Origin of the sequence: Aurantimicrobium minutum (genome assembly GCF_029892845.1) — a bacterium.
Lineage (GTDB): Bacteria > Actinomycetota > Actinomycetes > Actinomycetales > Microbacteriaceae > Aurantimicrobium > Aurantimicrobium minutum_B.
The window spans coordinates 373095-388671 of the sequence record NZ_JARXVT010000001.1; the positions used below are offsets into that span (position 1 = coordinate 373095).

Genomic DNA, 15577 nt, shown 5'->3' on the forward strand with positions numbered 1-15577 from the left:
TTTCATGCCTGAGCTTCCCGAAGTTGAGGTAGTGCGAGCTGGTTTAGAACCAGCACTCGTGGGTGCCCGCATCGACACCGTGCAGGTCTTTGATCCCCGCTCCCTCAAACGACACGATGCCCGGCGCGGTGACTTCGTCGGCATGCTCCAAGGAGCGACTGTTCTCTCTGCCGAGCGCCGAGGAAAGTTCATGTGGTTTCCGCTGGACTCAGGTGATGCCCTCGTTACTCACTTGGGTATGAGTGGGCAAGTTCTGTTGCGGGACCTCAATGCCGGACCAGATCGACACCTACGTATTCAATACGTCATCACTCATCCCGAACATGGTCAGCTCGCGGTCAACTTTGTGGACCAACGCATCTTTGGATCCATGGCGGTTGATGAGCTCGTTGAGCAGCCGTCAGGTCTCGTTCCTTCTCAAGCATCACATATCGCGTTGGATCCGCTGAATCACTTCTTCGATGATGAACTCTTCATCATGCGTCTGCGCAAGAAGAGCGCCGGCGTGAAGCGAGCACTTCTTGATCAGACCCTGATCAGTGGCGTGGGAAACATCTATGCCGATGAGTCGCTCTGGGCGGCAAAGATTCATGGCGAGAAGTCTTCGGACTCACTCTCCAAGGCCAAAGCTCGTGAACTTTTAGACGCTGTCAGAGCAATCCTCATCAAGGCGCTGGGGGAGGGTGGCACCAGCTTTGACGAGCAATACGTCAACGTCAATGGGGAGTCTGGCTACTTCTCCCACAGCTTGAATGCCTATGGCCAGCAGGGAAAACCCTGCCCACGTTGTGGGACTCCCATTCGTCGAGTGACGTTCATGAACCGCGGTTCACACTTCTGCCCGAAGTGTCAGAGGGTGGCGTAAGACTGAGCTCATATTTCCCTGATGTGGAAGGGAAAGTGAGGAAGTTATGTACATATCTAGTCCTGAGTTGTACAATTCAGATATGTCTATTGTCAGCGTCGCAGATGCCCGGAACAACTTCTCCGAGATGATTACCCAATCTCAAACCGAAGCCGTCTTCATCGAGCGTCGTGGCCAGCAGGCTGCTGTATTGATTAGTCCTGAACAGTACGAGCGCATGCTGGACGCATTAGAAGAGGCGGAAGATGTTGCCGCATTTGACGAAGCCATGGCTGAAGAAGGTCCCAATATTCCTTGGGCTCAAGTTAAGTCTGACTTGGGCTGGGTGTGACTTACGCAATTGAACTCCGCCCGGCAGCCATCCGTGCTTTGAAAAGCATTGGCCATCAAGACCGGGATCGAGTTCGTGGAGCTATCGCTTTACTAGGCGAAGACCCCAGGCCACCTGGGGCGAGGGCATTGCAAGGGCGGCCAGGTTTACGTGTCCGGGTGGGTGACTACAGAATTCTCTACACCGTTGATGACAACGTGCTGGTCGTCGTCGTCATTACGTTGGGACATAGACGGAACGTATATGAGAAGTGAGGACAGTTTTTCTCCTCCGAAAGTAAGCTCTCACTCATGACTATCCCTGCGCCTGAGACTCCCTTCATCGCCATTGAGCTTGGAATCTTGCAGGGAAACATTGCCCGCGCTGCTGAGGCAGCGCGCACGGCGGGTATTGCACTGCGTCCTCATGTGAAAACGCACAAGATCATCGAGATAGCTCGCATGCAAGAAGCTGCTGGTGTTTTGGGCATTACGGTTGCCACCCTCGGTGAAGCAGAAGTCTTTGTGGAGGCGGGCTTCCCTGATGTGTTCATTGCGTATCCGCTCTGGCTCACGCCAGCCAAGGCGAAAAGACTCGATGCACTTCTTGACCGGGCGACCATTCGATTGGGAATTGATTCTCTCGAAGCGGGAAAGAAGCTCGCAGAACTTCTCCGAGGCCGTGCTTCTCTGGTTGAGCTATTGATTGAAGTCGACTGTGGTCACCACCGCAGCGGCATTGATCCCAGTGCCGTGGGGGAGTTGGCTACTGGCTTGAAAGTGCTTGGTCTCGAAGTATCAGGATGCTTTACCTTCCCTGGACATAGTTATTCGGTGGATGGCCGCGCTGCAGCTGCTCTCGATGAAGCTCGTGCTCTCGCCACAGCACAGCACCAGCTCACCGCGGCCGGTTTCACAGATGTTCAGATCCGCAGTGGTGGATCTACTCCTTCCCTGTCTGAAGCAGATGTTCTTGTGGTGACCGAACAGCGTCCAGGGGTCTATGTGTTCAACGATGCTCAGCAGATCGAGTTGGGCTCATGCGACTGGGAGGACGTTGCCCTCACTGTTCATGGAACTGTTGTGAGTGTTCGAGGAAATCGCGTAATTGTGGATGCAGGAAGTAAGGCCCTCGGTGCCGACAAATCACCTTATGCATCTGGCTATGGCCGTGTGCTCGGCCACCCCGATGCACGCATCGTGGCACTGTCAGAACACCACGCAACTGTTGAGTATCCCGAAGGCTCTGTCATCCCCGAACTCGGCACTGTCCTGCCGGTAATTCCGAATCATGTCTGCAACACAGTGAACCTGGCTGATGAGGTTTATGTCTTTGATCGGGGCGTTGTGGTGGACCGCTGGAAGGTCGCTGCACGGGGGAGAAATTCATAAAAAATCTATTTATCTTGATATCGAGATAAATGAGGAGTAGAGTTCCGGTCATTGGAACCTAATTTCTTAGAGCCTGAAAGGGCAGATATTTCATGAGTCCAGCACGTACTACTGCCGGTGCACCAATCTCGTCTATTGGTCGCGGTATCGCTGTTCTTGGGTGTTTCAACGAGCGTCGTCGTGCACTGACGCTGTCGGAACTCTCCGAAAAGTCTTTGCTTCCCATGTCGAGCACCCACCGCGTGGTGGCAGAGCTCGTCACCGGTGGCTTCTTGGTCCGCGGATCTGACCGCCGCTACCGCATTGGTACACGCGTGTGGTCCATCGGTCAGCTCGCTCCCGTGAGCGACCAGCTCCGACACCGTGCACTTCCCACTCTTGCTCGTCTCTATGAAGAGACCGGTGAGAACATCACCCTTGCTGTGCTCGACCGTGGTCAGGCGCTCTATGTCGACCGCATCGGTGGAGAACGTTCGGTTCACACCGCTTCACGTGCCGGTGGTCACCTCCCTCTGCACACAACGGGTGTGGGCAAGGTGCTTCTTGCGTGGCAAAGTCCTGAGGCGATTGAGAAATACCTCAGCCGTCCGCTGACGCGCACCACTCCCTACTCGATCGTGGACCCCGTCAAGCTCAAAACTGAGCTGGTGGAGACCAAGAACCGTGGCTATGCAGTGGCTCGTCAGGAGAGCACCGCCGGTAATGGTTCGGTTGCTGTTCCCATCCTTCGTGGAGGCCGCTGTGTGGCCGCAGTCGGTGTCGTTGCACACCTCACCCACATGGATATTCCTCGCCTCGTAGAGGTGCTTCAGCAAGCTGCAGATTCGATTCGTAAAGAACTCGAAGACGACCACTAAACCTGTGGTTTTGTAGGGCTTCTCTATCCACTAAATTTGTTAGTTAGTGCGCCATGCACTGCTGACCGGGGAGCCACGACGTGTATCTAAAAAGCCTGACGCTTAAAGGCTTTAAGTCGTTTGCCCAACCGACCACTTTTGCCTTTGAACCTGGTGTCACCTGCGTGGTGGGCCCCAACGGTTCCGGTAAGTCCAACGTTGTTGACGCCCTCGCCTGGGTCATGGGTGAGCAGGGAGCTAAAACTCTCCGCGGCGGCAAGATGGAAGACGTCATCTTTGCGGGAACCTCCACCCGCGGCCCACTTGGCCGCGCAGAGGTTCTGCTCACCATCGATAACGCTGACGGTGCTCTTCCGATTGAGTATTCCGAAGTCACTATTAGCCGAACCCTGTTCCGTAATGGATCGAGTGAATACGCCATCAACGGCGAGAACTGCCGACTGCTCGATGTCCAAGAACTTCTCTCTGACTCCGGCCTCGGCCGTGAGATGCACGTCATCGTGGGTCAGGGTCGTCTCGATAACGTTCTCCAGGCCAGCCCAGAAGATCGTCGTGGCTTCATTGAAGAAGCTGCCGGAATTCTCAAGCACCGTCGTCGCAAGGAAAAGACCGTGCGCAAGCTCGAAGCAATGCAGGCAAACCTCACGCGTCTGACCGACCTCGCAACAGAAGTTCGTCGTCAACTCAAGCCTCTAGGTCACCAGGCCGAGATTGCCCGTGAAGCTCAAAGCATCCAGGCAGAAGTGCGCGATGCTCGCGCACGCATTCTTGCTGATGATGTTGTTCAGCTCCGCACCACACTCGATGCTCACAACAAAACCGAATCTGAGCGTCACAGCGAACGCATCGTTTTGCAGGAACAGCTCGAGCGCACCATGCTGCGCGTGCGCCGCCTCGAAGCCGACCAGACTGCCGATGACGTTGAATCTGCCCGTAAGACCGTTTTCTCTCTGGAGTCGATCCAAGAACGCCTGCGTGGTCTCTATAACCTTGCGAACCAGCGCCTGGCCCTTCTTGGTGCTGACACTGACCAGCAGCCACTTGGTTCTGGCGTGAACCAAGCCATGATCGAAGGCGCAGAGTCTGAGGTTGAGGTCATGCGCGGCATCGTTACTGCTGCTGAGGCGGCATGGCAGGCAGCTCAGCAAGTAACAGTGGTCGCTCGCGAAAAGCTCGACTCGATTGATGAGCAGATTTCTGCCCAGTCCGCTTTGGTTTCACAGCATGACCTCGAACTGACCAGCCTGCGTGGAAAGAAAGAAGCTGCCGACTCGGCTCTTGCTGCCGTTCGAGGCGAAGTGCTGCGTCAGCAGAACGCCCTCGATGCTGCCACTGAACGGCGCACCAACGCTCAAGAGAACCTGGCTCAGGTTGAGTCTGATTCTGCGGACACCACTGCCGGTGAAACCGGTCTCAACGATGCTTACGAAGCAGCTCAAGCCGCTGTCGTTGAAGCAGATTCCACGATTGACCGTCTCCGTGATGAACTTCACACCCTCGAGCGTGAACGCGATGCACTCCAGGCTCGCACCGGCGCCCTCTCGATGGCGCTTGATCAGAAGGATGGCTCCTCTGCTCTGGTGAAAGCCAAGCTTTCGGGTATTCGTGGCCTCGTTGCCGAACACATCCAGGTGAAGTCAGGCTTCGAAGCAGCTATCGCTGCTGGCTTGGGTTCTCTCTCCGATGCTGTGCTGGCAGATGACATGGATTCTGCAATCTCTGCATTGGCAAACGTAGACCGCGATGATCTCGGTCGCGTCGAGATTGTGGTGGCAGCCAAGCCCGGCAAGAGTGCTGTTTCTTTGCCCAGTGTTTCTGGCGTTGTTCCTGCCTCTGACGTGGTCACCGCTCCTGAAGGTGTGCTGGCACTTCTTGCCTCGACAGTTATTGCAGATGATCTCGATGCTGCCCGGGCTGCCTGGAAGCAGGGGCTGGATAAATCCGACGCGAACGTCACCATCATCACCAAGGCAGGTGAAGTTCTCACTCGCTTTGTGCTTCGCGGTGGATCTGGTTCCAAGCAAAGCCGTATTGAGCTGGTCTCTGACCGCGATGCAGCACAGAAGCGCCTGGACGAAGTAGTTGGCCTGATCGACAAAGCGCGTCTTGATCTTGCTGACCAGCGCGGTGTTGCACAGGTCGCCAAGGAACGCTCGACAGCAACTCTTGCAGCCCTGCGTGAATATGATTCTCAGCTCGCTGCCCGTTCAGAAGCACTTAACCGTGCTCGTGTTCAGGTGGAAGCAGCTATTGCTGAATCTGACCGTTTGAGCGCTTCGCTTGCTCTGGCTTCTTCCTCTGTTGAAGAAGCAGAACAGAATGCTCACCGTGCCACCAGCGAACTCGAATCTGTTGAATCACGACCACGTCCCATCTTGGATGTCTCTGCCCGTGACGAACTCTTTGCTGAGCTCGAACAGGTTCGTGAAAAGGAAGTTCAGTCACGACTAGAACTTGAGACAGCGCGTGAACGTGTTCGTGCAGAAGAACTTCGTGTTGAGGGCCTGCGTCAGCAGCTCGATGCTGACCGTGCTGCGGCGGAAGAAGCAGCTCGTCGCGCTGTTGTTCGCCGCCGCCAGATTGATGCAGCTGCGGGTGTGGCAGAAGCCCTTCCAGCTGTGTTGGATTCTGTCGACCGGTCGGTTTCAGAAGCTCGTGTTCTCCTCGGTCAGCGAGAAGCTGACCGGGCAGCGCAGAACCAAGAACTGATCACGCTGCGCCAAGAGGAATCACAACTTCGTGAGCGCCTGCACTCCATCACCGAGAACGTGCACGGTCTGGAACTTCAGATCTACGAAAAGAAGATGCACCTCTCTGGTTTGCTCGAGCGTGCTGGTAATGAGCTGGGACTGGTTGAAGATGTTCTCATCGCCGAATACGGTCCTGAGGTTCCCATCGTTATTGCTCTGGACGCTGATGCAGCTGCTGATGCTGAACCAGAAACTAAGTCGTATAACCGCTCTGAACAACAGACACGTCTGGAAAAGGCCGAGCGTAAGCTCGGTCAGCTGGGCCGGGTAAACCCTCTTGCTTTGGAAGAGTTTGCTGCTCTCGAACAGCGTCACACCTTCCTCACCGAGCAACTCACAGACCTCAGCAACACTCGCAAGGACTTGATGACCATCATCGACGAGGTGGACTCCACCATGCAGTCAGTGTTCCAGGCCGCTTTCGATGACACTCAAGCCGCCTTTGCTGAAGTGTTCCCAATTCTCTTCCCTGGTGGTTCGGGAAGCATCGCACTGACCAACCCTGATGACCTCCTCACCACCGGTATTGAGGTCATGGTCAAGCCTGCGGGTAAGAAGATTGACCGCTTGAGCCTTCTCTCTGGTGGTGAGCGCTCGCTTGCTGCTGTTGCGTTGCTGGTGGCCATCTTCAAGGCTCGCCCTTCGCCGTTCTACATCATGGACGAGGTTGAAGCTGCGCTTGATGATGCCAACTTGGGTCGTCTGCTAGCCATCTTTGAAGACCTGCGCAATTCCAGCCAGCTCATCGTGATTACCCACCAGAAGCGCACCATGGAAATTGCTGATGCCCTCTATGGTGTTTCGATGCGCCAGGACGGTGTCTCGGCAGTGGTTGGTCAGCGCGTGGCAGCGAAAGAAACTGCAGAGAAGGAGAGTGTGCAGGCTTCTTAAAGCTTGCGCTTCCGGTTTGCACTCATGAGCACTCCTGACGACAACACTCGCATCAACGTGAACGACGACACAGTCATCGGCGTTGATGCCAGCGATGACACCATTATCAAGATTCCTATCGACGAAACGGTAGTGGGCTCGGTCGACGTCATCGATGACAGCACAATCATCGGTGGTGTTGTTCCATCGGAAGAAACTGTCATCACGAGTGATGACAGCGTGGTTTCAGACACTGTCATCCCTGAAGCAACCGACGAATACAACACACTGATCGGTTCATTGATGGACACCTCTCTGGGGCTCAGTGGTCTTATCGAAGCACCCGAAGAACAGGTCCCAGATGGGGGAGATACGGCCCCACAGAACGAGCTCATCTCGCGTTTTCGTCTGCGCCACATCAATGGCACCAAGCATCTGTTGAACAAGCCCATCATTCTTGGTCGCCTGCCTGCAGCACCGCTGCGCGGTGGTCAGGCAGTCAATCTCGTGATGGTTGCCTCGCCTGAGGGCCTCGTTTCTTCAACCCACGCACGCGTTGAGGTGCAGGGAGATGTGGTTGTGGTGACTGACCTGCGCTCCACTAATGGCACCCGCGTCATCATCCCGGGGCACCCCACCGTCTTACTTGCTCCTGGCGACTCGATGGCGCTCGGGGTTGGCGCGATTATCGACCTCGGTGACGGTAATAGACTTGAAGTTCTTGGTTAGCCGAACTTCTTTCGGTTGTAGCCCCATATTCTTGGAGATTTTCCTGTGACTGCCCTAGGCCAGAACTCGACCGGCACGACTGTTGTCGACACGAGCACTGGTGCGAGCGTTACCCTCTCCTGGGCTGCCGGAACTGATGTGGGAAACCACCGCGCTAACAACGAAGACTCGTATTCCATCGCCTGCCCCGTCTTTGCGGTGGCAGATGGCATGGGCGGCCACAGCGCCGGCGATATTGCCAGTGACTGTGTCGTTCAGCGCATTGCTGGCCTAGAAAAGCCAGGCTTTGCTGATCTCGATGCACTTGAGATGGCTTTGGCCATGTCGGTGGTGGACCTGAGGAACAAACTCACGGAAGACCAGCAGGGTGCTGGCACAACAGTGACCGGTGCTGCTCTCGTTCAAGAGGGCGACCAGCTGCAGTGGGCCGTATTCAACATTGGTGACTCTCGCGTATATGTGAAGCTCGATGAGACGTTCGAACAGGTCACCGTGGACCACTCGGTAGTTCAGCAGTTGGTTGATGCCGGCACCATCACCAAGGAAGAGGCTGACTACCACCCTCACGCCAACGTGATCACGCGTGCTGTGGGCATCATTGATGAGCCCATCCCTGACTATGTGGCACTTCCTGTCGTTCCCGGGATGCGTTTGTTGCTGTGTTCAGACGGTTTGACGAAAGAGCTCACCGATGTCGGAATTGAGCACTTCTTGACTACTGCTCCCACGGCCACGGATGCCGTGAGCGAGCTAATGAACGCTGCATTGACCAATAGCGGCCGTGACAACGTCACGCTGATAGTCATTGACGTTATTGCCGTCACGGTGGGGCACACCGAATCCTCAGTTTCACCTGCCTAAACTTCAAGTGCGCTGAATTTACGGCGTTATTTGCGTTGAGCTCTGCTGAGTTCAACCCAGGTTGACGAAGGTGGTGGGACATGTCGAGACGACTACCCTCAACTCCGCCTGTCCTCTCTGGTTTCACTTTCGTTCGCGTGCTGGGCTCCGGAGGTTTCGGCGACGTCTTCCTCTATGAACAGCAGCTTCCTCGCCGCAACGTGGCCGTGAAGGTTCTTCTTCCTGAGGTCGTAAACCCGCGCGTGCGGGACATGTTCCAGTCTGAAGCTCAGTTGATGTCTCAACTGAGCACGCACCCCTCGATCTTGAGTGTCTTTGAAGCAGGCGTCAGCGCTGATGGCCGCCCCTATCTCGTCACTGAGGTGTGTGTGAGTGGCTATGGCGAGCGTTTTCGTGCAGAGACTATTCCGGTAGCTGAAGCTTTGCGCACGGGTATCCGTATTGCGGCAGCGCTGGAGACAGCGCACCGTGCGAATGTTCTTCACCGCGACATCAAGCCCGGCAACATCTTGGTCACTGCGTATGGGCACCCTGTACTCAGTGACTTCGGTATTGCCTCTTCGGTGTATTTGGGAGATAACTCCACCGCGGTGGGGCTGTCCGTTCCCTGGTCTGCTCCGGAAGTCATCCGGGAAAGCACGACCGGTTCTACTGCTTCTGAGATCTGGGCACTGGGAGCGACGGTCTATTCGTTGCTTGCTGGTCGCAGTCCATTCGAGATTCCCGGCAAAGACAACTCCCCAGGTCACCTTGCTGGCCGTATCTTGAAGTCCAAGCCACAGCCGATTGGGCGCGGTGATGTTCCACCCCGTCTGGAAGAAGTCCTGAACAAGGCAATGAGTAAGAACCCCATCGATCGACCACACTCGGCTCTTGAGTTTGCTCGCCAGCTGCAGCAGGTTGAATCCTCCATGGGGCTTGCACAAACACCACTGGATGTTGTGGGAGATGAGTGGGGCTCCTCTGCAATCGTCATCAATGAGAACGATCGCACGGCACTGTCACCTTTGGATGCCCACTCCACACCCAGCTGGCGTCGTCAAGGCTATAACTCCACCCCGGCTGAGCGTGATGAGCTTGCGTACGTCGCGTCGCGACGTCGGCGCAAGCTCTTGCTCTCTGTCGTCACAGGTGTTGTGGCAGTGGTGGCAATTGTGACGCTCGTCTTGGCAACGGTGGCCGGATAATCATGATCCGCTCGTGGTTTACCCGCCTCCTGGGGGCAACTCCACGCCGTCGCACCATCATCAAGTGGACGGCGGCCACCAGTGTGCTCGCCCTGCTGGTGATTGGGTCCCTTGTTGCCACTGGCTACCAAGCGCAGCGCGTGAACCTGGATGACGGTGCCGTCTGGGTGACCAACGGCGACAAGCAAGCTATTGGTCGTGCGAATACCAAGGTTTTTGAACTCAACACTGTTCTCACTACCGACTCGAGCCAGATGGATCTGGTCCAAAACGGTCAACATGTCTTCCTGATCAACGACGCCACGCGTTCTTTAGATGTGGTGAACCAGGCCACCGGTGAAGTCTCGGAGAGTATTCCCCTTCCCCAAGATGTGACCTATGTCGCTCTTTCTGGTGAGAATGTCATCCTGCACGCCCCCAGCTCCGGAGATGTGTGGGTCATCCCGTCTGCAACAATCTCCACCTTTGATGCCCAGACTCAACCCGCCAACTTCACTGTTGGTGCAGACTCTGCCGTTGCCGTCAATGCCCAGGGCTATCTCGTCGGTGTGAGTGCCAAGCTGGGCACCCTCTCCACGATCAACACCTTGACTTCGGTCACTCCCGAATCAAACGCTCTGGACACGGAGCTGAATGAAGGAAAACTTCAGATCACTCTGGTGGGAGATCGCTGGGTGGTTCTCGACCGCCAGAGCGGGACGTTGCTCACAGCAGGACGTGTCATTCAACTCAGTGCCTCTGCGACAGAGCTTGCCCAGGCCCAGCTGCAACTACCCAGTGCTGTGGGCGTGAATGCCAGCAATAATGCAGCAACAAACATCTCTGGCGCCTCTTCGGTGTTACTGGCATTCAGTTCAGGGCTGTCCGTCATCAACCTCGACAGCGGTGATGTCTCAACCATCTCCACAGCGTCAGGACGACCTGCTGCCCCACTCATCGAGGGGGATTGCGCATTTGCAGCGTGGTCTGGCGGAACAGTCTGGTCCAAGTGTGGTGCTGCTGAAGACGGCAATGAAAACGCTGAATCGATGGCTGGTTCTGCTGAGCTGACCTTCCGTGTGAGTGACGGCGTCATTGCGCTCAACGATGCCGTGAACGGTTTGGTCTGGGCGGTGCAGGGCGGGGTTCGTCTGATCGATAACTGGGATTCCCTTCTCGCTCAGCAAGCTCAAGAACAACAGGTTGTTCAAACCAACAATGCTGATGCTCCCGAATACGACAAGACACCTGCACCACCGGTTGCTGTCGATGATGATCTGGGGGCGCGTCCAGGACGAGTGACCTCGCTTCCTGTTCTCCTCAACGACTACGACCCCAATGGTGATGCGCTGGTTATCGATTCCGTCACAGGGATTCCGGCAAATCTCGGTGAGATATATATCAACTCTGACCGCAATCAAGTCATGGTTCGCTTGGCTGCAGATGCTGCCGGTGCCACTCAGTTCGAATACACCATCTCTGACGGTCGCGGCGGGGAAGCATCCGCCACCGTCACGTTGAGCATTCGCCCCGATTTGGAGAACTCTCCTCCTGTCCAAGCTCGGGCCACTCGCACCGACGTGGCGATGGGCGGACAGGTCATTGTCAATGTCTTAGGTGACTGGGTCGACCCGGACGGCGACGCTATCTTCGTCGCGGCAGCAACGACAGAAGAACCTGACTCGCTGTCCTACTCACCAGCTGGCCGTGTGGCATTCACTGACTCGGGTCGTGGCGGTGGTGGAACTAAGCAGATTGCCCTAGAAGTCTCAGACGGCCGCGCATCTGGTTTTGGCTCCGTCCAGGTCAATGTCAAGGCTGCTGGACAAGTCCCCATCGTGGCTGAAGCCTTTGCTGTCATTGCCGTGCAAGGGCAGCCCGTCACCATCAACCCTTCGTCACATATCCGTGGTGGTTCCGGCGTTCTGAGCCTGACCGGCGTTCCAGCCGTCCCCGGTTTGGATATCGTTACTGACTTCGCTGACTTCTCTTTCTCTGTTACTGCCTCTCGCACCGGTTCCAGCTATGTCACCTATGCGGTGACAGACGGTGATGCCACTGGTTCTGGTTTGGTGCGCATCGACGTGATCGATCCACCAGAGGTCTCTGCCCAGCCCATTACTTCTGCCCATGCTGTGTATGTTCCTCTCCAACAGTCCCGCACGGTCGATGTCACTGCCACCGACCGTGATCCTGCTGGGGGAGTCCTTGTGGTCACCGGAACGATGGGCGTTCCTGTTGAGTCCGGGATTCAAGTTGAGGTTGTGGATCACCGCTTGGTTCGTGTGACGCTGACCAAGCCACTCGATGCTGCCGTGTCATTCGGATATCGCATTAGCAACGGTATTTCCCAAAGCGAGGGCACGATCACGGTCGTTCAGACTCCGGCACCACCTGTTGCGCAGGCCCCAGTTGCCGTACCTGACGTGGTTGCGGTACGCGTGGGTGACGTGATTAGCATTCCTGTATTGACCAATGACATTCACCCTGATGGCGGTGAGCTCACCCTAGCTCCCAACCTCGATCAGGATGTTCCTTCTGGAGCTGGTTTGCTCTTTGTCTCTGGTAGTCAGCTGCGCTTCCTCGCGGGGAATAACCCTGGCACCTACTCGGCTGTCTACCGCGTCAATGCAGACAACGGTCAGTGGGCCAGTGGCACAGTAACAATCTCTGTTCGAGCCATTGATGAAGACACCAACCAAGCCCCCACCCCGCGCACGGTGACTGCTCGTGCAATGTCAGGCCAGACCGTGCGGATTCCGATTCCCCTGGTAGGTATTGACCCCGATGGTGACTCGGTCCAGTTTGTGGGACTCGACACGAATCCTGAAAAGGGTTCGATTACCTCCGTGGGTGGCGATTGGATTGAGTACGAAGCATCGGCGTATGCAACCGGAACCGATTCCTTTAGCTACTCAGTGGTAGATGCTCTCGGCACTCAGGCCAGTGCCACGATTCGTGTGGGAATTGCGGAGCCACTTGCTGGAGGTCGTAACCCGATTGCGGTCGCCGATAACGTCATTGCCCGCCCTGGCTACACTGTCTATGTTCGTGCACTCCAGAACGACAGTGATCCAGATGGTCGACCTCTGTCTCTCGTCACTGTCACTCCACAAGATGACTCCGTTGTCGCTGAGATCGTTGGCGACCTCGTCAAAATCACTGCGCCCCTGACCCCTGGTCGTTACGGCCTTGTCTATGAAATCGAGAATGACATGGCAGGCTCCGCCTCCAACTTCATTACTCTCGATGTTCAGGCTCAGGCACCACTTGCCAAACCAGTGATCTCGGACGCGGTTGTGAGCTTGACGGACATTCTTGGTCAGAACAGCGTTGATGTGAACGTGATGGCTAATGCCTTCTTTGCTGACGGCCCCGTCTCTAGCCTGCGTACCACGATTGTCACCGGATATGGATCTACAGCACGCGTCATCTCCAGCAACACCGTGCGAGTTCAGGTTCTGGCACAAAGCCAAATCATTCCGTTCTCTGTGTCACACCCTGATGACCCCAGCGTTTCCTCAACTGCCTTTATCTGGGTTCCGGGCACCGATGATGCACTTCCTCAGCGCAAGCGTGGCGTTGCTCCGCTAACGGTGGTCAGTGAAGAGGCCCTGCGAATTAACCTCAACGACTATGTCATTGCTGCTTTGGGGAAGACCGTGAAGCTAACGGACTCGACCACGGTGCGCGCGACTCATTCAGATGGCTCTCGCCTGGTGGTAAACGACACTACCCTGAGTTACACCAGTGAGGACCGCTACTTTGGTCCCGCCTCCATCTCCTTCGAAGTCACCGATGGTGACTCCGCCACGGCTGCCGGTGCTCACACCGCCACCATCGTTCTTCCCATCACTGTCACTCCTCGTGAAAACATGCCTCCGGTCATGATGGGTGCCAACATCGACCTCGAGCCTGGTCAAGAAAAGACCCTCGACTTGGTCCGCGTTACCCGCTACCCCTACGTCGATGACCAAGACGAGCTCGAATACACCGTCACAGGTGCTGGCCAAGGAGTCAGCGCGACCTTGGACGGTCAAACGCTGACCCTCAAGGCCAGCGATGACGCTGTCAAGGGTCGAAACGTTCCTTTGACCGTCACTGTGAAAGACAAGGTTGCCGACGGTTCACCGGGACAGATCATTATTCGCATCGTGCCCTCCACCAGGCCACTCGCTATCCCGGCAACAGACAGCATCGTGGCCAAGCGCGGAGAAACCCAAACGGTTGATGTGCTGGCTAACGACCAAGCAACTAATCCTTTCCCTGGCCAGCCGCTCAAGGTGCTCTCTGTTCGTGGGCTTGATGGCGGGAACATTCCTGCAGGAGTCACCGTGACGCCTTCTGCAGATAAGGCCACCTTGACGGTGACCGTCTCTGGCAGTGCAGACCCCAGTGACACCACCTTGGAATATGAAGTGGCAGATGCCACCAACGATCCAGACCGTTATGTCTGGGGGGTCATCAACATCTCTGTTCAAGATGTTCCTTCTGCACCGCAGGCACCAACTCGTGCTGCAGGGTTTGTCTCGGGCACCCTGACTCTGTCCTGGCCTGCTCCTGCGGCAAATAACTCGGCCATCACCAAGTACACGGTTGAAAGCGACGGTGGCTACCGCAAGGAGTGCACCTCAACCATCTGCTCTCTCGATGGTTTGCCCACGGGTCAGCGCTTCCGCTTTACCATTAGCGCCACTAACGCCATTGGAACTTCTCAACTCAGCAGCTGGAGTGAGTCACTGAGCGCAGATGTTGTGCCTGCTGGACCGGCTCAGGTCAATATTTCATCGGCAGGCTATGACGCAGGCCACCCGGAGGGTGGTGGAATCAACGTGTCCTGGAGCGCTGTGGGAACACCTTCTGGTGGAAGCCCCGTGAATAAGTACGTCGTCACCATCATCGAAGATGGAACGACGGTCCGAGCAAGCTATGACCAGCCCGCCAATGTGACGAGTCTGCCCACACTGTGGCTCACACCAGGGCACTCCTATGTTGCTCGCGTCACACCTCAGAACAACGCTGACACTGATAACTGGAACACCACCAGTTCAGGATCTATCACTGCGATAGGTGCTCCTCAGCCTGCTGGTGGACTGCAGGCAACGCAGACGGGTGCAAATGGTGAAGCAACGCTGAGCTGGAACGCGGTAGGTGCAAACGGTTCAGGTTCTGTCACCTATTACGTCAAGGGTGGAACTTCTGCTTTCTCCGATGGTGCATGCCTAGCGGGTTACCAATCCGGTGCCACGAACGTTGGTTCTGCGACCTCGTGGAGCGACAACTCATCAAAGGCTTTGGGTAACTACAACTACGTTGTCTATGCGGACAATGGCTTTAGCTGTGTTGCACAGACCACAAGCTTGACCATCACCCAGCGCATTCCTGGGGCGGCTTCGTATGATGCGGCAATTTGTCTCGAATGGCCTTTGGCAACTCCTGCTGTGACGTGTTCGACGAATACGAATGGCCAAGAATTTGTCATTCGGGTCGAGAATCCCACCGTTGCCTCACTTCAGTCCTCGGTACAGACCTGGCAAATGCAGGTTGGCACCAACTGGGTTGATCTGATTGCCGTTACCGGCGCATCCACGCCGACCTACCAAATAGACAAAACCGCCTTTTTCCAAGCCGGAGGAAGCTCCGGCACAGGCCAGACTGTTGTTATTCGTGGCTGCACAGCTGCAGGTGACTGCGGTGCTGGCGGTTCCACATCAAGTGGAACACCTGCTCCTCTCTATATCCCAACCCAGTACTAACCGCTCCACCGAAAGGCACAAC

Annotated in this window: 10 protein-coding genes; all 10 read left to right on the forward strand. The window is 56.1% G+C overall.

The genetic code is table 11. The features are described from left to right. The first annotated feature begins 4 nt into the window (after positions 1-4). The 10 genes from mutM to M2118_RS01870 all read left to right on the forward strand — a co-directional run bounded on the left by mutM (position 5) and on the right by M2118_RS01870 (position 15555). Positions 5-865 carry a bifunctional DNA-formamidopyrimidine glycosylase/DNA-(apurinic or apyrimidinic site) lyase gene (gene mutM / locus M2118_RS01825; RefSeq protein ID WP_280794251.1) on the forward strand — a complete coding sequence of 287 codons (861 nt, stop codon included), beginning with the start codon at positions 5-7 and terminating at the stop codon, positions 863-865. Positions 866-947: 82 nt separating this feature from the next. Then, complete coding sequence (locus M2118_RS01830) at positions 948-1196, forward strand: type II toxin-antitoxin system Phd/YefM family antitoxin (protein ID WP_280794252.1); 249 nt, start codon at positions 948-950, stop codon at positions 1194-1196. After that, positions 1193-1450, forward strand: a complete 258-nt coding sequence (locus tag M2118_RS01835; protein ID WP_280794253.1) for a type II toxin-antitoxin system RelE family toxin — start codon at positions 1193-1195, stop codon at positions 1448-1450. The genes M2118_RS01830 and M2118_RS01835 overlap by 4 nt, the downstream gene beginning before the upstream one ends. 36 nt (positions 1451-1486) lie before the next feature. Further along, the gene (locus M2118_RS01840) at positions 1487-2566 is read left to right on the forward strand and encodes an alanine racemase (RefSeq protein ID WP_280794254.1); all 1080 of its coding nucleotides are present in this window, start codon (positions 1487-1489) and stop codon (positions 2564-2566) included. A 92-nt stretch (positions 2567-2658) separates the two neighbouring features. Then, a complete protein-coding gene (locus tag M2118_RS01845) occupies positions 2659-3423 on the forward strand; it encodes an IclR family transcriptional regulator (RefSeq protein WP_280794255.1) in 765 nt (254 codons plus the stop codon). 80 nt (positions 3424-3503) lie between these two features. Next, entirely contained in the window at positions 3504-7064 is a 3561-nt protein-coding gene (gene smc, locus M2118_RS01850) for a chromosome segregation protein SMC (protein WP_280794256.1), read from the forward strand. A gap of 24 nt (positions 7065-7088) precedes the next feature. Beyond that, the gene (locus tag M2118_RS01855) at positions 7089-7772 is read left to right on the forward strand and encodes an FHA domain-containing protein (protein ID WP_280794257.1); all 684 of its coding nucleotides are present in this window, start codon (positions 7089-7091) and stop codon (positions 7770-7772) included. 45 nt (positions 7773-7817) lie between these two features. Continuing rightward, positions 7818-8633: a PP2C family protein-serine/threonine phosphatase gene (locus M2118_RS01860; RefSeq protein ID WP_280794258.1), complete on the forward strand. Its 816-nt coding sequence runs from the start codon at positions 7818-7820 to the stop codon at positions 8631-8633. 80 nt (positions 8634-8713) lie between these two features. After that, complete coding sequence (locus tag M2118_RS01865; protein WP_280794259.1) at positions 8714-9820, forward strand: serine/threonine-protein kinase; 1107 nt, start codon at positions 8714-8716, stop codon at positions 9818-9820. Between the two features lie 2 nt (positions 9821-9822). Then, a complete protein-coding gene (locus M2118_RS01870) occupies positions 9823-15555 on the forward strand; it encodes an Ig-like domain-containing protein (RefSeq protein WP_280794260.1) in 5733 nt (1910 codons plus the stop codon). Positions 15556-15577 lie beyond the last annotated feature (22 nt).